At 69.8% G+C, this 21,287-nt stretch carries 16 protein-coding genes; 3 read left to right on the top strand and 13 right to left on the bottom strand.

Annotated elements, in window-relative coordinates; all coding sequences use genetic code 11:
- Window positions 1-608: 608 nt before the first annotated feature.
- The 3 genes from pruA to LV75_RS23705 form a co-directional block, all read right to left on the bottom strand.
- Window positions 609-2,237: an L-glutamate gamma-semialdehyde dehydrogenase gene (gene pruA, locus LV75_RS23695; RefSeq protein ID WP_253889195.1), complete on the bottom strand. Its 1,629-nt coding sequence runs from the start codon at window positions 2,235-2,237 to the stop codon at window positions 609-611.
- A gap of 100 nt (window positions 2,238-2,337) precedes the next feature.
- The gene (locus LV75_RS23700; protein ID WP_253889426.1) at window positions 2,338-2,841 is read right to left on the bottom strand and encodes a DUF6912 family protein; all 504 of its coding nucleotides are present in this window, start codon (window positions 2,839-2,841) and stop codon (window positions 2,338-2,340) included.
- A 5-nt stretch (window positions 2,842-2,846) separates the two neighbouring features.
- Window positions 2,847-4,250 carry a WS/DGAT/MGAT family O-acyltransferase gene (locus LV75_RS23705; RefSeq protein WP_253889196.1) on the bottom strand — a complete coding sequence of 468 codons (1,404 nt, stop codon included), beginning with the start codon at window positions 4,248-4,250 and terminating at the stop codon, window positions 2,847-2,849.
- Between the two features lie 66 nt (window positions 4,251-4,316).
- Here LV75_RS23705 and LV75_RS23710 point away from each other — a divergent pair, with 66 nt between their 5' ends.
- Window positions 4,317-5,078 carry a TrmH family RNA methyltransferase gene (locus LV75_RS23710; protein ID WP_253889197.1) on the top strand — a complete coding sequence of 254 codons (762 nt, stop codon included), beginning with the start codon at window positions 4,317-4,319 and terminating at the stop codon, window positions 5,076-5,078.
- Here LV75_RS23710 and LV75_RS23715 read toward each other — a convergent pair.
- The gene (locus tag LV75_RS23715) at window positions 5,058-5,435 is read right to left on the bottom strand and encodes an HAD-IA family hydrolase (protein ID WP_253889198.1); all 378 of its coding nucleotides are present in this window, start codon (window positions 5,433-5,435) and stop codon (window positions 5,058-5,060) included. The two genes, LV75_RS23710 and LV75_RS23715, sit on opposite strands and share 21 nt — an antisense overlap.
- Before the next feature lie 22 nt (window positions 5,436-5,457).
- Between LV75_RS23715 and LV75_RS23720 the strand changes: the two genes are divergently transcribed.
- Complete coding sequence (locus LV75_RS23720) at window positions 5,458-5,964, top strand: Rv3235 family protein (RefSeq protein ID WP_253889199.1); 507 nt, start codon at window positions 5,458-5,460, stop codon at window positions 5,962-5,964.
- Between the two features lie 57 nt (window positions 5,965-6,021).
- Here LV75_RS23720 and secA read toward each other — a convergent pair whose 3' ends face one another.
- The 6 genes from secA to mtrA form a co-directional block, all read right to left on the bottom strand.
- Complete coding sequence (secA, locus tag LV75_RS23725; protein ID WP_253889200.1) at window positions 6,022-8,895, bottom strand: preprotein translocase subunit SecA; 2,874 nt, start codon at window positions 8,893-8,895, stop codon at window positions 6,022-6,024.
- Window positions 8,896-9,216: 321 nt separating this feature from the next.
- Window positions 9,217-9,933, bottom strand: coding sequence for a ribosome hibernation-promoting factor, HPF/YfiA family (gene hpf / locus LV75_RS23730; RefSeq protein ID WP_253889201.1), 717 nt, complete (start codon window positions 9,931-9,933; stop codon window positions 9,217-9,219).
- Between the two features lie 535 nt (window positions 9,934-10,468).
- Window positions 10,469-11,266 (bottom strand): ComF family protein, encoded by a 798-nt coding sequence (locus LV75_RS23735; RefSeq protein ID WP_253889202.1) that lies wholly within the window; start codon window positions 11,264-11,266, stop codon window positions 10,469-10,471.
- A 143-nt stretch (window positions 11,267-11,409) separates the two neighbouring features.
- Complete coding sequence (locus LV75_RS23740) at window positions 11,410-13,125, bottom strand: LpqB family beta-propeller domain-containing protein (RefSeq protein ID WP_253889203.1); 1,716 nt, start codon at window positions 13,123-13,125, stop codon at window positions 11,410-11,412.
- Window positions 13,122-14,789, bottom strand: coding sequence for an MtrAB system histidine kinase MtrB (gene mtrB / locus LV75_RS23745; protein WP_253889204.1), 1,668 nt, complete (start codon window positions 14,787-14,789; stop codon window positions 13,122-13,124). Before mtrB ends, LV75_RS23740 begins: the two co-directional genes overlap by 4 nt.
- Before the next feature lie 13 nt (window positions 14,790-14,802).
- On the bottom strand, window positions 14,803-15,480 hold the full coding sequence (mtrA, locus tag LV75_RS23750; RefSeq protein ID WP_204448811.1) for an MtrAB system response regulator MtrA: 678 nt from the start codon (window positions 15,478-15,480) through the stop codon (window positions 14,803-14,805).
- 95 nt (window positions 15,481-15,575) lie between these two features.
- Between mtrA and LV75_RS23755 the strand changes: the two genes are divergently transcribed.
- Window positions 15,576-16,058, top strand: coding sequence for a VOC family protein (locus LV75_RS23755; RefSeq protein WP_253889205.1), 483 nt, complete (start codon window positions 15,576-15,578; stop codon window positions 16,056-16,058).
- Here LV75_RS23755 and LV75_RS23760 read toward each other — a convergent pair.
- The 3 genes from LV75_RS23760 to ahcY all read right to left on the bottom strand — a co-directional run bounded on the left by LV75_RS23760 (window position 16,041) and on the right by ahcY (window position 21,247).
- Window positions 16,041-18,842 (bottom strand): NACHT domain-containing protein, encoded by a 2,802-nt coding sequence (locus LV75_RS23760; RefSeq protein WP_253889206.1) that lies wholly within the window; start codon window positions 18,840-18,842, stop codon window positions 16,041-16,043. The two genes, LV75_RS23755 and LV75_RS23760, sit on opposite strands and share 18 nt — an antisense overlap.
- 20 nt (window positions 18,843-18,862) lie before the next feature.
- Window positions 18,863-19,501 carry a dTMP kinase gene (locus tag LV75_RS23765; protein WP_253889207.1) on the bottom strand — a complete coding sequence of 213 codons (639 nt, stop codon included), beginning with the start codon at window positions 19,499-19,501 and terminating at the stop codon, window positions 18,863-18,865.
- Between the two features lie 255 nt (window positions 19,502-19,756).
- Window positions 19,757-21,247, bottom strand: a complete 1,491-nt coding sequence (gene ahcY, locus LV75_RS23770) for an adenosylhomocysteinase (protein WP_253889208.1) — start codon at window positions 21,245-21,247, stop codon at window positions 19,757-19,759.
- Window positions 21,248-21,287 lie beyond the last annotated feature (40 nt).

Raw genomic sequence — 21,287 nt, forward strand, 5'->3', positions numbered from 1 at the left:
ACGCCTCGTCGCCTGGCGGCAACATCGGCGGGAAACGCGACAATGCGACGAGCTCGATGGGGCGAACTTGTTTTGCGCGGGGCCCCTACAACACCCGACGCAGAACCGCACAGCAGGGGCCCAAAAGCAGGCCCTGCCGCGCGGAAACGCTACGGGTGTTGTCCCCCCACGCAAAACAAGTCCGCCCCATCGAGCAGTTGGCACCAGCGACTCCGAGGAGCGCGGGGTGATCAGGTGGGCTGGGGCGGACCTGACGGCAGTCGAGTTGGCACCGGCGGGTCCGAGCGTCCAGGGGCTGGGTTGGCAGGGCCGACGAGAGCGGACTGGGATGGCACCGGCCGTTCCGAGTGTCCAGGGCTGAGCAGGTGGGTTGGGGCGGACCCGACGGGGGGCAGGCTGGCACCGCCGACTCTGAGTGTCCAGCCAAGGGTCGGGTTTGCGGGCTGGGGCGGACCTGACGGAGGCCGAGATGGCATTGCTGCTTCCGAGCCCAGAGGCCGGGCAAGCGGGTTGGGGCGAACCTGACGGAAGCTGAGCTGGCACCTCGACTTGCGAAAATGAAAAGCGGGGCCAACGCAAGGATGCGTTGGCCCCGCTTTAAGTGCAGATCAGCCCATGTGGGGATAACGGTGGTCCACTGGCGGGACAAATGTTTCCTTGATGGAGCGGGGGCTTACCCACCGCTGGAGGTTGTAGATGCTGCCGGCCTTGTCATTGGTGCCGGAGGCTCGGGAGCCGCCGAAGGGCTGCTGGCCCACGACTGCGCCGGTGGGCTTGTCGTTGATGTAGAAGTTGCCCGCGGAGAAGCGGAGAGCCTTGTGGGCCTGTTCCACGGCCGTGCGGTCGGTGGCGAAGATGGCGCCGGTCAGGGCATACGGGGACGAGGTGTCGACCAGTTCCAGGACCTTCGCGTACTCGGCGTCCTCGTAGACGTGGACGGCGAGGATGGGGCCGAAGTACTCGGTGGTGAACACGTCCTGCAGGGGGTCGCTGCCGACGAGGACGGTGGGCTGGACGAAGTAGCCGACGGTGTCGTCGGCGGTGCCGCCTGCCAGGACCTCGATCGAGGAGTTCGCGGCGGCCGCGGACAGGGCGTCCTTGTGCTTGGCGAACGCGCGGGCGTCGATGACGGCGCCGCCGAAGTGGCTGAAGTCGGTGACGTCGCCGTAGGACAGGGACTTGGTGAGGTCGGCGAGCTGGTCGCGCAGGCCGCCCTCCCAGAGCGAGCGGGCGATGTAGGCGCGCGAGGCCGCCGAGCACTTCTGGCCCTGGTACTCGAACGCGCCGCGGACCAGGCCGATGACGACGGACGCGATGTCGGCCGAGGGGTGGGCGACGACGAAGTCCTTGCCGCCGGTCTCGCCGACGATGCGCGGGTACGAGCGGTAGGTGTCGAGGTTGTCGCCGATTAGGCGCCACAGGTGCTTGAAGGTGCGCGTCGAGCCGGTGAAGTGCAGGCCCGCGAAGTCCGGGTCGGTCAGCGCGACCTCGGAGAGCGCCTGGCCGTCGCCGGTGACCAGGTTGATCACGCCCGGCGGCAGGCCCGCGGCCTCCAGCAGGCGCAGCGTGTGGTGCGCGGCGAGCTGCTGGGTGGGCGAGGGCTTCCAGACGACCGTGTTGCCCATCAGGGCGGGCGCGGTGGGCAGGTTGCCCGCGATGGCGGTGAAGTTGAACGGGGTGATCGCGGTGACGAACCCGTCCAGCGGCCGGTGGTCGAACCGGTTCCACACCCCGGGCGAGGACTCCGGCTGCTCGGTCAGCAGGCGCCTGCCGAAGGCGACGTTGAACCGCCAGAAGTCGATCAGCTCGCAGGCGCTGTCGATCTCCGCCTGCTGGGCCGACTTGGACTGGCCGAGCACGGTGGCGGCGTTGATGGTGTCGCGCCACGGCCCGGCGAGCAGGTCGGCGGCGCGCAGCAGGACCGCGGCGCGCTCGTCGAAGGGCAGCTCGCGCCACGCGGGGGCGGCGGCCTTGGCCGCGGCGACCGCGTCGGCGACGTCGGCGGTGGTGGCCTGCGCGGTGACCCCCAGCACGTGCTGGTGGTCGTGCGGCTGGACGACGTCGATGCGGTCGCCACCGGCCATCCGCTGCTTGCCGCCGATGGTCATGGTCAGTTCGGCCTGCTCGGCCTCCAGTTCCGCGATCCGGGCCGCCAGCGACGCGCGCTGGGGGGTGCCGGGCGCGTACGAGCCGACCGGCTCGTTCAACGGGTCGGGAACGGACGAAACGGCGTCCATCGTGTGGCTCGCCTCCCTATGGTGTCTGCTCGGTCGCGGCGGGTGGGCACGCTCGTGGCCCGCACACTCGCGTACATCCTGTCATGGGATGACCTCCCGGTTACAGCAACTCCAGCAGGAAGGGCAACTCCTGCGGGGCGTACCAGGCCAGCTCGTGGTCCTCGGCGTCCCCGAGCACGAACTCCGCGTCCGGGTCGCCCATGTCGGCGGCGTCCACGGCCGCCACGGCGGCGCGCACGGCGACGGCCGCCTCCTCGGTGTCCAGGTGGACCGAGGCGATGACCTTCAGCGGCACCGGCCCGGCCAGCTTGACCACCGAGTGGTCCAGGTCCGGGCGCAGCTGCGCGCCGTCCACGTCGGCGGCGATGACCGCGCGGCGCATCGGGACGTCCGGATCGGTGGTCAGCTCGGCGCCGATCAGCCGCAGCGAGGCCTTGGCCGCGTCGAGCATGGCGACGTACTCCAACTCCTCGTCGCCGCCGGTCGCGTAGGACTCGCGCAGGGCGGGGGTGAGCGCGAACGCGGTCCCGGTGATCGCGGCCAGTTCCCCGTCCGCGTTCAACTCCCGCAGCATCGCCACCGTCGCCGGTATGTAGACCCTCAACTCATTCACGCTCTCACGGTCGTCAACAGTTCTTCCACGGACTCTTCCAGCATCCGCGCCAGCGCGTCCACGTCGGACATGGCCTTGCGGTCGCCGGTCAGGCCGAAGTACACCCCGCCGTCGTACGAGGTGACCCCGATCGCCAGGGCCTGGTTGCGGGTGAGCGGCATCGCCGGGACCATCCTGGTCATCCGGGCGGTGCCCAGGTAGAGCGGCGCCTGCGGGCCGGGCACGTTGGTCACCACCACGTTGAAGATCCGCTGCGAGAACGAGGCGGCCGCCCGCGCGCCCAGCGAGTGCAGCGTCGGCGGCGCGAACCCGCCGACTCGCAGCAGCGCCGACGCAGCGACCGAGCGGCCCGAGTCGTTGTGCGGGCGCAGCGCGTGGCTGATGTGGTGCAACCGGACGAACGGGCTCGGCTCGCCGACGGGCAGGTCGACCAGCTGCGCGGTGACCTGGTTGCCGAGCATGCCGGGCACGGTGCCGTCGGAGTCGCGCACGGCGAGCGGGACCATGGCCCGCACGGTGCTGGACGCGGTGAGCTGCAGCCCGCGGGAGAGCAGCCAGGAGCGCAGCGCCCCGGCGACCGCGGTGAGCACCACGTCGTTGACGGTGCCGCCGTGGCGGGCGCGCACGTCGCGCAGGTCGTCGAGCCTGGCGTGCGCCACGGCGTAGCGGCGGGCCCGGCCGACCGGGGCGTTGAGCGGGCTGGCCTGGGCCGGTCGGGCCGCGATGCCGATGGCGGAGACGACGGTGCCCAGCACCCCCGCGACCTTCTGCGTGGTGGCCAGCGCGTCGCCGACGGCGGAGCGCACGTTCTCGACCAGCTCGCGGGGGCGCTGGACGGTCTCGGAGACCGCGTCGAGGATCAGCCGGGTCGGGCCGGGCAGCCTGCGCGGCTCCCACGGCTCGTCATCGGGCTGATCGTCGGTAAGAGGCTCGGGTTCGAGGATGACCTGGCCGAAGTCGATCGTGCGGATACCGTCAACGAGCGCCAGGTGGGTCTTAGTGATCAGGGCAGCGTGACCTTCGGCAAGACCTTCGACCAGGTATGCCTCCCATAGAGGCCTGGTGTGGTCGAGCGGGCGCGCCATAAGACGGGCGACGAGGTCGTGCAGCTGCTCATCGCTACCTGGACGCGGTAGGGCTGACCGTCGGACGTGGTAGTTGACGTCGAAGGACGGGTCGTCGACCCAGACCGGGCGGGCGAGGTGCCCTGGTACCTCGGCCACGCGTTGGCGGTACCGGGGTACCAGCGGTAGGCGCTGCTCGATGAGCTTCACCAGCCGCGCGTGGTCGAACCCGGCACGCGGCTTGCGGAAGACGGCGACCCCACCGACGTGCATCGGCGTCGCCGCGTCCTCTAGATAGAGGAACGACGCGTCGAGGGCGGACAAGCGGTCGGGCATGGCCCGATACTGGCACAACCCGGGCGGTGCGGAGGGCCGAGCGCGGCGCGTGCGATGCTGCTCGCCATGTCCCGAGAGCCCGCCGCGTCCCCGAAGGACCGGTTCGTGACCGTCTACGGCCGCAAACCGGTGTTGGAGGCGCTGGCCGACACCCGGCTGACCGTCGACAAGGTGGTGCTCGCCGACAACGCGCACGGCATCGCGGCGCGCGAGATCGTCGACGCCGCCCGCGACCGGGGCGTGCCGGTGCACCGGGCCTCCGCGCAGCGGGTGAAGGTGTTGGCGGGCAACGGGAAGCAGGACCAGGGCGTGCTGGCCGACGTGGTAGCGCCCCGGATGCGCACGTTGACCGACGCGCTCGCGGCCAGGAAGCGCCCGGCGTCGGTGCTGCTGCTGGACGGGATCACCACGCCCGCGAACGTGGGCATGATCCTGCGGACCGCCACCGCGGCGGGGATCGGCGGGATCGTGGTGCCCCGGCGCGGGGTCGCCGGGCTGGACCCGCTGGTGGTGAAGGCCTCGGCCGGGGTGGCGTTCACCGCCCCGGTCCTGCGCTGCGCGACCGCCGGTGAGGCCGCCGCCGAGCTGCGGGCCGCGGGCTACCCCCTCTACGGGCTGGACGCGGGTGCCAAGCGCACGGTGTTCGACGCGGAGCTGCCCGCCCAGGCGGCGTTCGTGCTGGGTAGCGAGACCTCCGGGGTGACCGACGCGGTGCGGCCCCGGGTCAACCGCTGGCTGTCGATCCCGATGGCGGGCGGGGTGGAGTCACTGAACGTGGCGACCGCCGCCGCCGTGCTGTGCTTCGAGCTAGTCCGCCGATCCCGCTAGGTCGAAGAGGATCACCAGTTCTTCCACTGTGGACTGGAGGTCGCGGTGGTGCACGCCGACCATGCCGACCCGCACGGCCCCGCGCACGTAGTCGGCCACGTCGTCGACGAACACGCACTGCTGCGGCGCCACCTGCAACCGCGACGCCGTGTCGTGGTAGATCCCCGGTTCTGGCTTGGCGACGCCAACAGCACCTGATACGACTACCGCGTCGAACACGTCCGGTAGCGCTGCCGGGACGGAATCCGCATTGGACAGCAACGCCGTCTTAAGCCCAAGCGCGCGCATCCGAGCGACGACTTCGGGCATGCCCTCGTCGGTGAACACACCCGCGTAATCCACCAGCAGCGCTTCCATCCCCCGATTATCACCGTTTCCGGTGATCACCGTGCGCGAGAACCGCCCAGAACGGCTCTGTCCCGGCGAAACCCCGGATCGAGGGAGCCAACCGGTGCAGGTAGACATCTTGCAGGATTTCGAACCGCCGCTGATCGAGGCCTTTGAGGATCGGTGGTCCACCCCGCCCGCGGCCACCGCTCGCACGCGCACCATTCGCGGCGCGCCACGTGAGGCCTCTTGGCGATTGCTGACCCTGGTGTTGGAGACGCTCGAAGGTAAGAGGCAGGCATGGCAACTGCACGGGATGCTGCCCGGCGACGCCTATGAGGGAATCCTGACGCGAGCGCGCGACGGCGGTAAGACCCACTACCGGCTGCTGCGGCTGCACACAGCGGCGACAGCAGCCGGGGTAATGGAGGTGGCGTCAACAGTGCGGATCGTGCCGATGGGACAACCGGAAGCCTGGCACGTGAAGGCGTGTGTGGGTCGATGGGAACAAGAGGCGGGGCAGTGGCGCTGCACGACCCTGCGGTTCATGGGGTTCTAACGACAAACCGGGTGGCGGACGAGGCATCCCGTCCACCACCCGGCTGGAGAGCTAACGTCAGCGACGCGGGCCCTTGCGGCCCTTCTTGGCCGAGTCGCGCGCGGCCTGCCTGCGCTCGCGGCGGGTGCCGCTCCCGCCGTTGTCACCGTTCGCGCCGTCGGAGTGCGACTCGACGCCACCGCCCTCAGCGGGACCGGTGTAGTTGAGCCGCTGCGGGGCGGGGCCCTCGAAACCCTTGCCGCGCAAGGCGGGCGGGAGCTTGTCGCCCGCCGCGGCGGCCGCCGCCTGCTCGGCCCGGACCCGGTCCTGCACCGCCTGCGCCCTGGCCTGGCGGGCCTGCAGCTCGGCCTGGCGCGCCTGCGCCTCGGGGTCGTTGCTGACGCTGGGCAGCGCGGTCGGCTGCGGCGCCAACTGGATCTCCGGCTCGGCGGGCTCGACCGGGACGTTGAAGATGAACCCGACCGACTCCTCCTTCAGCGCGTCGAGCATCGCGCTGAACATCTCGAAGCCTTCCTTCTGGTACTCGATCAGCGGGTCGCGCTGGGCCATCGCGCGCAGGCCGATGCCCTCCTTGAGGTAGTCCATCTCGTAGAGGTGCTCGCGCCACTTGCGGTCCAGGACCGAGAGCATGACCCGGCGCTCGACCTCGCGCATGGCGCCCTCGCCGACCTTGCCGTCGATCTCGGCCTCGCGCGCGGCGTAGGCGCGCAGGGCGTCCTCGGTGATCGCGTTCAGCAGGAACTCGTGGTCCATGTCCTTGCCGTCGGCCTCGGCCTGGTCGATCAAGGCCTCCCACTCGACACCGATCGGGTACAGCTGCTTGAGCGCGGTCCACAGTTTGGCGTGGTCCCAGTCCTCGGAGTAGCCGTCGGAGGTCGCCCCGGTCACGTAGGCGTCGATGACGTCGCTGAGCATCCGGCCGATCTGCTCGCGCAGGTCCTCGCCCTGCAGCACCCGCAGCCGCTCGGCGTAGATCACCTTGCGCTGCTTGTTCATCACCTCGTCGTACTTGAGGACGTTCTTGCGGATCTCGAAGTTCTGCTGCTCGACCTGGGTCTGCGCGCTGCGGATCGCCCGGGTGACGATCTTGGCCTCGATCGGCTGGTCCTCGGGCACGTTCATCGCGGTCATCACGCGCTCGACCATGCCCGCGTTGAACCGGCGCATGAGCTCGTCGCCCAGCGACAGGTAGAACCGGGACTCGCCGGGGTCGCCCTGTCGACCGGAGCGGCCGCGCAGCTGGTTGTCGATGCGCCGCGACTCGTGCCGCTCGGTGCCGAGCACGTAGAGGCCGCCAGCCTTCTGGACCTCGATCTTCTCGGCCTTGACCTCCTGCTCCGCCTTCTCCAGCGCGGCGGGCAGCGCGGCGCGCCACTCCTCGGGGGTCTCGATCGGGTCGAGGCCGCGCGCGCGCAGCGACTCCTCGGCGATGTGCTCCGGGTTGCCGCCGAGCACGATGTCGGTACCGCGACCGGCCATGTTGGTCGCGACGGTGACCGCGCCCTTGTGGCCCGCGCCCGCGATGATCGCGGCTTCCTTCTCGTGGTGCTTGGCGTTGAGCACGCTGTGCGGCACACCGGCCTTGACCAGCAGCTTCGACAGGTACTCGGAGCGCTCGACGCTGGTGGTGCCGACCAGGACCGGCTGGCCCTTCTCGTGCCGCTCGGCGATGTCCTCGGCGACGGCGAGGAACTTCGCCTCCTCGGTCTTGTAGATCAGGTCGGCCTGGTCCTTGCGGACCATGTCCCGGTTGGTCGGGATCGGCACCACGCCGAGCTTGTAGGTGGTGTGGAACTCGGCCGCCTCGGTCTCGGCGGTACCGGTCATGCCGGAGAGCTTGCTGTAGAGCCGGAAGTAGTTCTGCAGGGTGACCGTGGCCAAGGTCTGGTTCTCGGCCTTGATCTCCACGCCCTCCTTGGCCTCGATGGCCTGGTGCATGCCCTCGTTGTAGCGCCTGCCCGACAGCACGCGGCCGGTGAACTCGTCGACGATGAGGACCTCGCCGTCGCGGACGATGTAGTCCTTGTCGCGCTTGTAGAGCTCCTTGGCCTTGAGCGCGTTGTTGAGGTAACCGACCAGCGGGGTGTTCGCGGCCTCGTAGAGGTTCTCGATGCCGAGCTGGTCCTCGACGAGCGCGACGCCCTTCTCGGTGACGCCGACGGTCCGCTTGCGCTCGTCGACCTCGTAGTGGGTGTCGCGGCGCAGCATCGGCGAGAGCCGGGCGAACTCCTGGTACCAGCGCGAGGACTGGTCGGCCGGACCGGAGATGATCAGCGGGGTCCGCGCCTCGTCGATCAGGATGGAGTCGACCTCGTCGACGATGGCGAAGTGGTGCCCGCGCTGGACCATGTCGTCGAGCGACCAGGCCATGTTGTCGCGCAGGTAGTCGAACCCGAACTCGTTGTTCGTGCCGTGGGTGATGTCGCAGTTGTAGGCCTCGCGGCGCTCGGCCGGGGTCATGTCGGACAGGATCACCCCGACGGTCAGGCCGAGGAAGCGGTGGATGCGCCCCATCCAGTCCGCGTCGCGCTTGGCCAGGTAGTCGTTGGTGGTGATGACGTGCACGCCGTCGCCCGCGAGGGCGTTGAGGTAGGCGGCCAGCACGCCGGTGAGCGTCTTGCCCTCACCGGTGCGCATCTCGGCGACCTGGCCCAGGTGCAGCGCGGCACCGCCCATGAGCTGCACGTCGAAGTGCCGCTGGCCGAGCACCCGCTTGGCGCCCTCCCTGGCCACCGCGAACGCCTCCGGCAGCAGCTCGTCGAGCGACTCGCCGTTCTGGTAGCGCTCTTGGAACTCCGCTGTCTTGCCGCGCAGCTCGTCGTCGGAGAGCGCGACGACATCGTCCTCCAGCGAGTTGATGTGCGCTGCGATGTTGCGCAGCCGCTTGAGCGTCTTGCCCTCGCCCGCGCGCAGGATCCGGGACAGCACCATCCGAGTCGACCTCGCTAGCTGATAGTCGTGCGCCCGCTACGGACGCTCCTGTTCGTCATCGTAGGCAACCCGCTCCGCGGCGTGCACCGACACCGCACGCAGGTGCGGCGCAGGCTACCCGGGTGAGGCCCGCCACAGCTCCAACGGCCCACCGGCGCCGGAGGTTCCGCACCCGGCGCCGGTGTTGCGGTGGGAACGGACCACGGTCGCGATGACCAGGCGATCTTCAACGGGACCGGCGGCCGCGCACGGGCGTGCCGCGGGCATGGTGGTGCCCCGGGGGAACTGGTCCCCCGGGGCACGCGGTGCGTGGGAGCGGGGTCAGACGAGCTTGATCACGCCGTAGTCGAAGGCGTGGCGCCGGTAGACGACGCTGGGGGTCCCGGTGTCGGCGTCGGCGAACAGGTAGAAGTCGTGTCCGACCAGTTCCATCTCGTAGAGGGCCTGGTCGACGGTCATGGGCTTGGCCGGGTGCTCCTTCTCGCGCACCACGCGGCCGGGGAGGGCGTCCTCGTCGTCGTCCCAGCGCCCGCGGGGCAGGGGGACGCCGCCGTACTCGGCGGCGAGGTCGGCGTCTACGTGACTGCCGTTGGTGGCGCCGCTGTACTCGGGGGCCTCGTGCTCGGGGGCCTGCAGGACGGTCGTGCCGCCCGCGGGGTGGGCCGAGCCGTTGGTCGCGATCGGCATCGCGGCCGAGATCGCTTGGCCGACCGAGGTGGGCGTGCGTCGCCCGTGGTGCACGCGCCTGCGGTCGTGCTGGCGGCGGAGGCGGTTCTCCAGCTTGCTGACGGCCAGGTCGAGCGCGGCGTAGAAGTCGCCTGCGCAGGCCTCCGCCCGCACGGCGGGACCCTTGCCCTTCCCGGTGATCTCGACCCGCTGGCAGTTCTTGGACTGCCTGCGGTTGGGCTCGTGGAACAGCTCGACGTCGAAGCGGATGACCTTGCGGTCGTAGCGTTCGAGCCTGCTCAGCTTTTCCTCGACGTGTGTCCGGTAGTGCTCCGGAACCTCGACGTTACGGCCCTTAACCACGATGTCCATACACGACCTCCCTCGCTGCTGCGAGTGCTGGTTGCGGTGATTCGGTGCTTGGCGCCGGGGTGATCTGGATTCCAAGTCCAGGACGGGATGTGACCTGGGGCGTTGTCGAAGCTGCGCCCCGCGTGGTCAGCGCTCCACCGGCACCAGGGTCATGGGCTCCTCGCCTCCTCCCTGCCAACCGGGAACGGTGATAGCGCAGCACGTTAGCCCGGGTTTCGGTTGAGCAACAGCCCCCGAGGCGGGCGACATCCGTTCGCGACCGAGCGTGACGTCCAGCGACGGCCGTGCGGACCCGTGCGGCCGAGCGGGGTGCCCGCCGCGCCCGCGCCGGGGAAGGGGTTCCCCCGAGCGGCGCACAGCCGAGGACCGAGCAGCGGCGAAACGTGTTCCGGCGACCGGGCTCGTGGATTGGGCCACCGGGCCCAAGACCACTCGCCTGCTCGCTGTCATACCCGGCCAACGACCCCGAACGGCCTACGGTTCCCGACCGCCCATCACTCGATCGGGGGTACCAGAGTGTGGGACCGGGCTCCCGTCACACGGTCTCGGCGAGGGCGAGCACGGCGAGTACCGGCAGGCCCGCGCCGCGCAGCGCCCGCGCGCACGCCGCGGCGGTCGAACCGGTGGTGACCACGTCGTCGAGCACCAGAACGGGTGCACCCGCCGGGGGTACTCCTGAGGGCTCGACCGACAGGTGCCGCGCCAGGTTGGCCGCCCGCGCGGCGGCGTCCAGCCCGACCGAGTCCCGCGCGGCCCCGGCCAGCCGCAGCACCGGCGCCACCTGGGCCACCACGCCCACCCCGGTGAGCGGCCCAGTCCCAGGGGGCACCCCAGCCGCCGCGGGTGCCCCGGCCTCGGTGGTCGTTCCGGCCGTGGCGAGCGTTGCGGCCATGACCTGGGCGACCCGCTCCATGTGGTGCCCACCCCGGCGCCGCACCGCCCGCCGCCGCGAGGGCGCCGGGACGAGCCACAGCGGACCGCCCGGCTGGGCGTCCCCTGGCGTGGGGTGGCCGGGGTACCCGTGGGTGACCGGCCCGGGGCACACGGCGGCCACCGCGGGCACGCGCTCAGCCAGGGCGGGGAGAGCAGCGGCCAACGCGCGCCCGAGCGGCAGCGCCAACGGCCGCCGGTTGCGCTCCTTGTAGGCGATGACCGCTCGGCGCACGGGGCCGCCGTAGGCCGTGAGGGCGAAGACCGGGAGCCCGCGGGTGGCCGTGCGCTCGACGGTCCGGAGACCGCGCAGTGTTGCCGCGCAGGTGGGACACCAAGGCGAGCCGGGCGCGCCGCACCCGGCGCAGGGATCGGGGATCAGGAGGTCGAGGAGCTTTCGCACGCGCCAAGGGTGACCGGACCGCGAGCGGCGTGCGCGAAGTTGTCCACAGGGTCATGGCGAGCAGGGGAAATCGCATGCCGCCAGGGTGACCGGTTCCCGGCGGCCGTGCGCGAAGTTGTCCACAGGCCGCCGAGAACCCCTGGTCAGCCCGGGAAGAACGGCAGCGATCCCGGTCCGAGGTTGTACTGGTGGTACTGCCAGACCTTGCCCGCCTCGCCCGTGGTCCACATGCCGGAGCCGTCGGTGACGATCGTGGCCCGGCCCGGCGCGGCGGTGACCGCGGTGACCGGCAGGGTCAAGTTGGTCTTGTTGTAGGTCGTGTACGAGTAGCCGTCGACCGACATGCTGACCACCGGCCGGATGGCGAGGTCGGTCGCGGCGATCACCGTGAGCCGGTCGAGCCAGTCGAGGCCGACGACGTCCTTGACGATGCCGGACTGCAGGGTGCGGCCGGAGCGGATCATCACCGCGTCGTTGTTGCGCACGACCGAGGCCACGCGGATCTCGCCGTTGACCACCGCGGCGACCCTGGCGCCGTCGCGGGACAGCCGGAGTTGGGTGATGGTGCCGCCGTTGCGGGTGAACTCAGAGGCGTCGACGGGGAAGTCTTCCCACTTGCCCTCGGCGGTGCGCTCGACCCGGACCACCAAGGTCCCGTCTTGCACCGTCCACACCTCGTTGGGCGTGGCCTCCGTAGAGCCCGCGAACAACCAGGTGGGCCTGGTGAGGGTGGCTGCGGCAGGCAGGCTTACCTCGGGGAGTTCACCGTCCGCCTTACCTACGCGCAGCTTCATCCCGCCAGCGACGCGCTGCACGACCGCGAGCAGGTTGCCGTCCAGGGACTGCGCAGCGCTAACGACGTCGTAGGCGCCATTCCCTGTCGGCCCCTCCAACGGCTTGCCGTCGCGCAATGACACGAGGCGACCGTTGACGACAGCCAAACCGAGCAGGTCTGCCTTTAACGCCGACAGCGCGTCGTAAGTCCCCGGCTCGTTGGTAGTCCAATCCTCGTGACCAGGAACCAACGGCAGCCCTTGAGTGCGGATCCGCAACGGGCTCGTAGTGACTTCGCGGAGGGAGCGGACCAGTTGGGCCGCTATTCGCTGTCTGTCCTCTAGAGGTTTGTCCAGCTTGCTGAAGTTGATGAGCACGCCGCCGTCGGCTTCCTGGAGGACGTTCGTGTCGAGCGCCAGCCCTTCCAGCTCGTTGCGCACCGCGCCCTTGAGCGACTCCGACGGCCCACCCAGCAACAGGTCCACGACTCGGCCATAGAGGCTCTGCCGCGGCTCGATCTGGATGTAGCGCGGGTCCGGCACCATGACCCGCTGCTCACGGTCGAAGAACTCCAGATTGACCCGCCGATAGCTCTTCGCGAAGTCCGCCTCGCGGATGAGCACCGCGTTCGGCGGCTCGGCGATGCGCCACTGCCCGTCCTGCCGCTGGATGATCACCCGGTATTCCAGGGATTGGACCTGCGGCACGAACGACCAGTCGCCGAAGAGGCTGCCTATAGAGGTCGCGGTGAGGATGACGACCTGCTCGTTGTTCGGGTCGCGGCCCTCTTGCACTGCCTGCGGGACGGTTTTGAACTCGTCCTGGATGATCGTCGGGACACCAGTGCCCTTCCAACCGGGCTTGGCGTCTTCGGTGAGGTAGGTGCGCGCGGCGTCCGGGGTACCGGCGTTCTTGACGAACTCCTGCACCAGGTTGAACGGGTCGAGACCTGGGGCGGGCTTGCCGATCTGGCGCGGTTGTTCCTCAGTGGCCTCGACGACGACCTTGGGCAGCGTCCGGTCGGGGATGTTGGCGCAACTGGTGAGCAAGAGCGCGCACAACACGGCGAGGACGAACCGGATCACGGGTAGGCCTCCTCCGGCACCGACAACGGCAGTGGGGCGGGTTGGGTCATCGGGCGCGCGTCGGCGGGCGGCAGCGGCAACGGGCTGTCCTCGTACTCCACCCCTTGCTCGACCGGCAGCGTCAACCGGAAGCAGGCGCCCTCGCCGGGCTCGCCCCACGCGTCTAGGCCGCCGCCGTGCAGGCGGGCGTCTTCGAGGCTGATCGCGAGCCCGAGGCCCGTGCCGCCGGTGTGCCGGTTGCGGGAGGGGTCGGCGCGCCAGAACCGGTTGAACACCAAGTCGGCCTCGCCGGTGCGCAGACCAACGCCGTGGTCGCGCACGGTCACCGCGACCGCGTTCCCCTCGAACACCATCGTCAGCTCCACCGGCTTGCCCTCGCCGTGGTCGATCGCGTTGGCCAGCAGGTTGCGCAGGATCCGCTCCACCCGGCGGGACTCGACCTCCGCGGTCGCGTCCTCCTCGGGCAGGTCGAGCACGATCTCCGAGCCAGCGTTGCGCGCGATCACCCGCACCGACTCCACCGCGCGCCTGGCGACCGCGCGCAGGTCGGTGTACTCGGCGACCAGCTCCTCCACGCCCGCGTCGAGGCGGGAGATCTCCAGCAGGTCACCTAGCAGCGACTCGAACCGGTCGAGCTCGTCGACCAGCAGCTCGGTGGAGCGGGCCAGGCCCGCGGGGAACTGCGCGCGCGAGGCGTGCAGCACGTCGGCGGCCATCCGGACCGTGGTCAGCGGGGTGCGCAGCTCGTGCGAGACGTCCGAGGTGAACCGGCGCTGGAGCTGGCCGAAGTCCTCGAGCTGGCGGATCTGGCGTTCGATGCTGGCGGCCATCTCGTTGTACGACTCGGCCAACCGCGCCACGTCGTCCTCGCCGGCGACGACCATCCGCTCGCCCAACTCACCGTCGGCGAACCGCTCAGCGGCTCTAGCCGCGCGCCGCACAGGTAGCACTACCTGGCGCGTGACGAGGTTGGTGATGCCAGCCAGGAGAAGCAAGAGAACCAAGCCACCAACGACGAGAGTGCTCTGCACAACGCCGATGGTTCGCTGCTCAGCAGCGAGCGGGTACAGCATGTAGAGGCGTAATGCGGCACTAGTGGTGGCCACCGGAACGCCGACGATCAGGTAGGTCGTCCGCTCGCCGTTGCGCTCAACGGTGTAGATCTGCGAAACCGTGCGGTTCGGGCTGCTCAGCACGAAGTCGCGCAAGGACTGCGGGACGTTCTCGTACGGGCCCGCGAACTTGACGTCACTAGGCGAGATGTACGGCGCGTCGTTGACCAGCACCGGTTCGAACGCGCCTGCCGGGCCTGCCGCCGACTGGTCAGGCGAAGAGCTGGTCAGCTTGTTGACGGCGCTGTTGAGCCTGTCGCGGATGGGGTCGGAGTCACGGGTACCGGCCAGTTCCCGCTCGGCGATCTGGACCGCGTTCCTGGTCTGGGCGATCGCCGCCTCTTCCTTGGTGCCCAGCAGCCGCTCGGTGATCTGGTTCTGCAGCACCATGCCGAGCACGAAGATCACCGCGGAGCCCAGCGCCAGCGTGCTCACGACCACGCGCAGCTGCAGCGAGCGCCGCCACAGGTCGCTGTACGCGCCGGAGCGGCGCCTGCCCGCGGCGAGCACACCACGGGCGGCGCCGAGGAGCCAGCGCCACAGGCTGGTCACCGGACGGGCTCGGTCACGGAGGGCCCGCCTTGTACCCCACCCCGCGCACGGTCAGCACGACCTCGGGGTGCTCGGGGTCGCGCTCCACCTTGGACCGCAGCCGCTGGACGTGCACGTTCACCAACCGGGTGTCCGCGGCGTGCCGGTAGCCCCAGACCTGCTCGAGCAGGACCTCGCGGGTGAACACCTGGCGCGGCTTGCGGGCCAGCGCCACCAGCAGGTCGAACTCCAGCGGGGTCAGCTGGATGGCCTTGCCGTCCCTGGTCACCTCGTGCCCCGGCACGTCGATGGTCAGGTCGCCGATGCCGAGGGTCTCGGCTGGCTCGGACTCGGTGCGCCGCAGCCGGGCCCGCACCCTGGCGACCAGCTCCTTGGGCTTGAACGGCTTCACCACGTAGTCGTCGGCGCCGGACTCCAGGCCGAGCACGATGTCGACGGTGTCGCTCTTGGCCGTCAGCATCACGATCGGCACGCCGGACTCGGCCCGGATCGCCTTGGCCACGTCGATGCCGTTCATGCCGGGGAGCATGAGGTCGAGCAGCACGAGATCGGGTTTCAGCTCGCGCAGCGCGGGCAGCGCCCGAGAGCCGTCAGCCACCACGGCCGTGTCGAATCCCTCGCCGCGCAGCACGATAGTGAGCATCTCGGCGAGGGCCGGGTCGTCGTCAACCACCAGCACTCGTGCCTTCATGCGCACATCGTCGCACTGCCGCGCGCGCGTTCGCGCAGCACCCGCCGTCGAGTATCGTTGAAACTTGAACTGGACCGCCGATCAGGAGGACCCCCTTGGGCATCAGAAGGCTCAACCACGCCGTCCTCTACGTCCGCGACGTCGACCGCAGCGTGGCGTTCTACGGCGAGGTCCTCGGCTTCCGCCCGGTGACCCAATTCCCCGGCGCCGCCTTCCTGCGCGCCCCGGACTCCGACAACGACCACGACCTAGGCCTCTTCCAGGTCGGCCTGGACGCCCCAGGCCAGCAGCCGGGCGGCGTAGGCCTCTACCACCTGGCCTGGTCCGTCCACACCCTCGCCGAACTAGCCGAGTTCAAACGACTACTAACCGAAGTCGGCTCCCTAGTAGGCGCCTCCGACCACGGCGTCTCGAAGTCCCTCTACGCAAAGGACCCAGACGGCGTTGAGTTCGAGGTGTCGTGGTTCGTGCCGCGAGACCGGGTGACAGAGGAGATGGAGCAGTCGGGCCCGCCCCGGCCGCTCGACATAGAGGCGGAAATCGCCGTCTGGGGCACAGAGCTAGTCGGCGCGCTTTAAGGGAGCTATCGCCCAACTGATGAACCTGACCAGGTCGGCTGGGTCATGCCACTCACTGGTCCGCGCGGGGGTTTGGCCGAGCACCTCCGGGCGCGCCCGATCGACCACCATGAGCACTTCTGGCCTGACCTGCGGGTACACCGAGGTCAGCCAGCTCGCGAAGTGCTTGGCGGACTCCCTGTCCCAGAACGGGGAACGGGTGAGGAGTACCCACTCGGCGAGCAGGGCGACGTGGAACGGCAGAGGTCCCGGGGGCAGGGAGGCGCCTTCCACGCGTTTGCCGACAGCAGCCCCTGCCAACGTGCAGTACAGGCCGGTGTAGGTCTCCGGTTCCTCCACGGGAGGGTTCCCGGGCGACACTGCGAACCCGAACCGCATCAGCCGCTCGACGGACGCGACGCCACGCAGTCGGGCGATCGCCACGTCGTCGTTGTCCACGCTCCGCGGCTCGGGCAAGACCCGGCCGTCCCGGTACTGCACGCTGTGCACCATCGCCGAGATCCCCTGGCCGTCGAACCCGGCCTCCCACAGCCGAACGGTGTTGCTCCAGCCGCCGTCCACAGCCAACTCGGCGGTGGTGAACCCGGTGGTCATGTACGCGCGGATCAGCACCAGGTTGGCCGAGTAGGCGGCGAGCTTGCGCACCTGGTCGGTGGCCTCCGGTAAGTAGGTGAGGAACCTGCTCGGCTGCCTGCGATGCCGGTAGTCCCGCAGCAGGTGGTCGACAACGCGCACCACCCGCTCGCGCTCGGCCTGCTCCACCCTGCCCAGCAGTTCGGCGATGAAGTCGATGGCCGGGCGCTGTATGGCGAGCGGCTGGTGCGATAGGAGCGCGAACAGCAACTCGTCGTCGGGTTCGTGGATCGCGCGCCTGCCATCGGAACTGTCGGCGACATCGCGCAGAATCTCGACCACCCTGTGGGCGACCAGGTACTCGCCGAACGTGGCGTGCAGGAACTCGTAGCCGCGCACGAAACCGGCCCCGGTCTTGGCTTCCGGCGCGTGGATGAAGAAGAACTTGCTCAGCAACCGCCCGCCGGACGGGACGCGGTCACCCAGGGCGGCCAGGTCCGCGGTGAGCGCGGACTCCGAGATGAACTGCTTGCCCCGGTTGAGCATCCCGATCGCGGCCACCGACAGCCGCCACAGCAGCGTGTCGATGGCGGTCTCCGGGTAGGTGTTCTCGGGGCCCTTCTCCTCGACCTCACGGCGGGCGAAGCTGGTCATCAACCTGCCGTAGAGGTCGGCCAGCGACATCTTGGCGTCCGGCAGCGGGACGTTGGGGGTGGCGCAGTAGACCGCGAGCATCATCAACAGCAGCGGCTGACCCGCGAGTTCGGCCAGGTCCAACGCGGTCGTGACCGGTAGCGGCCGCACGCCCGCGGCGGTGTTGATGTTGTTCCAGACCGACAACCAGGCGACGATCTGCCGGTTGTCGAACTCCTCGATCTTCACGACCGGCGTGCCCGGCAGCACCACCACCCGATCGGCGACCAGGGTCCGCGACGTCACCACGACCGCGACCGGGTGCCCCATGTTGGCTTCCGTGCGCTGGAACTGCTCCACGTCGCGCAGGTAGCCGGTGCGGTCGGCGTTGGTGGCCTGCAGCAGCTCGTCGAGGCCGTCGAGCAGGACGACCCGGATGGTCGTGGCGCCGTCGTCGAGGTCGGCCCAGCCGACCCGGTTGTTGGTCGCCTGGTCGAGGGCCTGCGAGACCTGGCTCAACACCGTGCTGCCCGCGTCGACGTGGCGCAACCGCACCCGGACCACGGTGAACTCGGTGGCGGGCAGCCGGGCCGCGAGGGCGGTCATCAGCAACGACTTGCCAGCGCCGGGGTGGCCGAGCAGCAGGAGCGGGCCGGTCAGCGCCTGCGGGGTGCTGAAGTGCTTAGCGAGCTTGGTCGCGAGGTCCTCGTACACGTACTGCGACCGCCACCAGTTCTCGTCACCGATGCTGCTGTACCGGTCGTGGGTGGCGAACCGGTACCGGGGCGTCTGGAAGATCTCCTCGACCGCGGGGAAGATCGGCACCGACGAGCGCCGGTCGACGATCGGCCTGCTCAGCTCGTCCTGGTTGGCCTGGTCGAGCAGGGCGCGGTGGTCGCGCAGGTGCCACCGGGGGCCGTTGGCGAGCAACCGGGTCAGGTCGGCGAGCCCGCGGTGCACCCCCGCGTGAGCGGCCATGTCCGCCCAGATCCGGAACTCCGGGACCTTGGCCGCGACCTGCAGGAAGTGCGACCGGTACCGGCGGACGAACTCGTCGCGGTCGGTGCTGACGGCGAACAGCGCGCCGAGTTCCAGCTCCAGGTGCCCGGCCCAGGCCACCAGGTCCTGCACGTTCGCCTCGAACGACACCGAGGCCGACGGGGTGGGGATCTCGCCGAGGTACAGGGCCTGCACCAGCGACTCGCCCTCGGCGACGTCGAGCTCGGCGATCCTGGCCTTGTCCGCGTCGGAGAGCGCCAACTCGGGCACGCCGTCGAAGTAGGCGGCCAGGGCGATCATGGAGTGCGCGGCGACCACGAGGTCTTGCCGGTAGAGGCCGTTCGCCCCGGTCAAGCGGTCGCTGACGGCGTTGAGCGCGCCCCGCACCATGGTCATGGCCTCGGTCTTCTGGTCGACCATCCCCCAGATCGCGGCGAACGCCCCACCGACCAGGCCCATCGGGCCCGACCCGAGGACGACCCCGCCGAGCAGGGCGTTCAGCCGGTCCAACCAGGGCCGGTCGTGGTAACCGAGGATCTTGAGAGCGCCCCGCAGCGTGATGGGTGGGTCTCGACGCACGTGACTGACGGTAGCGAGGATCAGGTCAGGAGGGATCCGGCTAGCGAGAAAACGTCCAGGGGGGTGCTGCCGTCGACGGTGTGCCAGGGGGAGAGCCAGCTGGATGCGGCCAGTTGGTCGTAGACCTCGCCGACGCGGGTTTGGAGGGGGGTGTCGGATTCCCAGGTGTCCCGGGCGCGGGCGTCGACGGTTTCGCGGTGGGTGGCTCGGGAGGCCGCTAGTTCTGCCGAAACGCGTAGCAGGAGTTGGGCGTGGGGTACTGGGAGGCCGAAGCGGTCGATCTCGAGGGTCTTGACCCAAGAGACGAAGTCGCCGGTGGCTGGCTCATGTAGGCGGGCGGCACCGTAAGCAGCGTTGGACGCGACATAGCGGTCTAGCAGCAAGATGTCGAAGGAAGCCAGGTCGGACGAGAGGTCCTCTAGGGCTCCCTGGCGGTCCAGTGCGTACAACACAGCCATGCCGTAGACAGACTCACCGAGCCCGCCGAGGCGACCGTGCAGGCCCTCTTGCACCAAGTCCGCCGTCACGGACACCCCATACCGGGGGAACGCGCGGGTCCCCACCGAGGCGCCGTGCTCGGCTAGAGCGGCGGTGAGCTTGTCGGCCAACGTGCGCTTGCCGGCGCCGTCCAGGCCCTCGATGACGATCAGGCGTCCCACGCGAGGAACCTAGCGCGGGAATCGACAGCCGTGGACGGCGCCTCCCGGCTCCCCTCCGGGTCGGCGCCGTCCACGGTGCCATCCACCCCCCGGGGCGGCTCCTTGGGTTCTGGCATGCCCCCTGCGCAGGCCAGAACTACACAAGATCGCTCGACCGGGTCGGCTTGTTACACCTTTCGGTGAGAAAAGACGCGGCCCCGGCACGCAGGTTGCGTGCCGGGGCCAGGAAGAACCAGTTACCGCCTGGTGGAGACCTCAGTACCGGTAGTGCTCGGACTTGAACGGCCCCTCGACGTCGACGTCGATGTACTCCGCCTGCTCCTTGGTGAGCTTGGTGAGCGTGCCGCCGAGCGCCTCCAGGTGGATGCGGGCGACCTTCTCGTCCAGCTTCTTGGCCAGCCGGTAGACCTCGCGGTCGTACTCCTCGTGCTTGGTGAACAGCTCCACCTGGGCGATGACCTGGTTGGAGAAGCTGTTCGACATCACGAAGCTCGGGTGGCCGGTGGCGTTGCCCAGGTTGAGCAGGCGGCCCTCGGACAGCACGATGATCGAGTGCCCGTCCGGGAACACCCACTCGTCGACCTGCGGCTTGATGTTGATCCGCCGGATGCCGGGGTAGCGGGTCAGGCCCGCGATGTCGAGCTCGTTGTCGAAGTGGCCGACGTTGCCCAGGATGGTCTGGTGCTTCATCTTGGCCATGTGCTCGACGGTCACCACGTCCTTGTTGCCGGTCGTGGTGATGATGATGTCGGCCTCGCCGACGGCCTGGTCCAGCGTGCGGACCTCGTAGCCGTCCATGGCCGCCTGCAGCGCGCAGATCGGGTCGATCTCGGTGACGACCACCCGGGCGCCCTGCCCGCGCAGGCTCTCCGCCGAGCCCTTGCCGACGTCGCCGTACCCGCAGATGACCGCGACCTTGCCCGCGATCAGCACGTCGGTGCCGCGGTTGATGCCGTCGACCAGCGAGTGCCGGATGCCGTAGCGGTTGTCGAACTTGCTCTTGGTGACCGAGTCGTTGACGTTGATCGCGGGGAACAGCAGGTCACCGGCGGCGGCCAGCTGGTAGAGCCGCAGCACGCCGGTGGTGGTCTCCTCGGTGACGCCGCGGATGCCGGAGGCGACCCGGGTCCACTTGCCCGAGTCGGCGGCCAGCGAGTTGCGCAGGGTCTCCAGGATGAGCCCCCACTCCTCCGGGTCGTCGTCCTCGGTGGCGGGCACGACGCCCGCCTTCTCGTACTGAACCCCCTTGTGCACCAGCAACGTGGCGTCGCCGCCGTCGTCGAGGATCATGTTCGGGCCCTGGCCGTCCGGCCAGTCCAACATCTTCTCGGTCGCCCACCAGTACTCCGGCAGGGTCTCCCCCTTCCACGCGTACACCGGGACGCCCTTGGGCTCCTCCGGCGTGCCGTGCGGTCCGACGACGACGGCCGCGGCCGCGTGGTCCTGGGTGGAGAAGATGTTGCAGGAGCACCAGCGGACCTCGGCGCCGAGCGCGACGAGTGTCTCGATCAGCACGGCGGTCTGCACGGTCATGTGCAGAGAACCGGAGATCCTGGCTCCCTTGAGCGGGTAAACCTCGGCGTATTCGCGGCGCAGCGCCATCAGGCCGGGCATCTCGTGCTCGGCGAGACGGATCTCCTTGCGCCCGAACTCGGCAAGCGACAGGTCCGCAACGGCGAAATCGATGCCACCTCGGGTCTGCGCGTAGCTCGCCCCGGTCGCGCTCCGCGTGTCTTCTGCGGTCATCGAGAACATCCTCCAGACTTCTGGTTCCTGTCGAACACTA

Source organism: Actinokineospora diospyrosa (assembly GCF_024171925.1).
Classification (GTDB): domain Bacteria; phylum Actinomycetota; class Actinomycetes; order Mycobacteriales; family Pseudonocardiaceae; genus Actinokineospora; species Actinokineospora diospyrosa.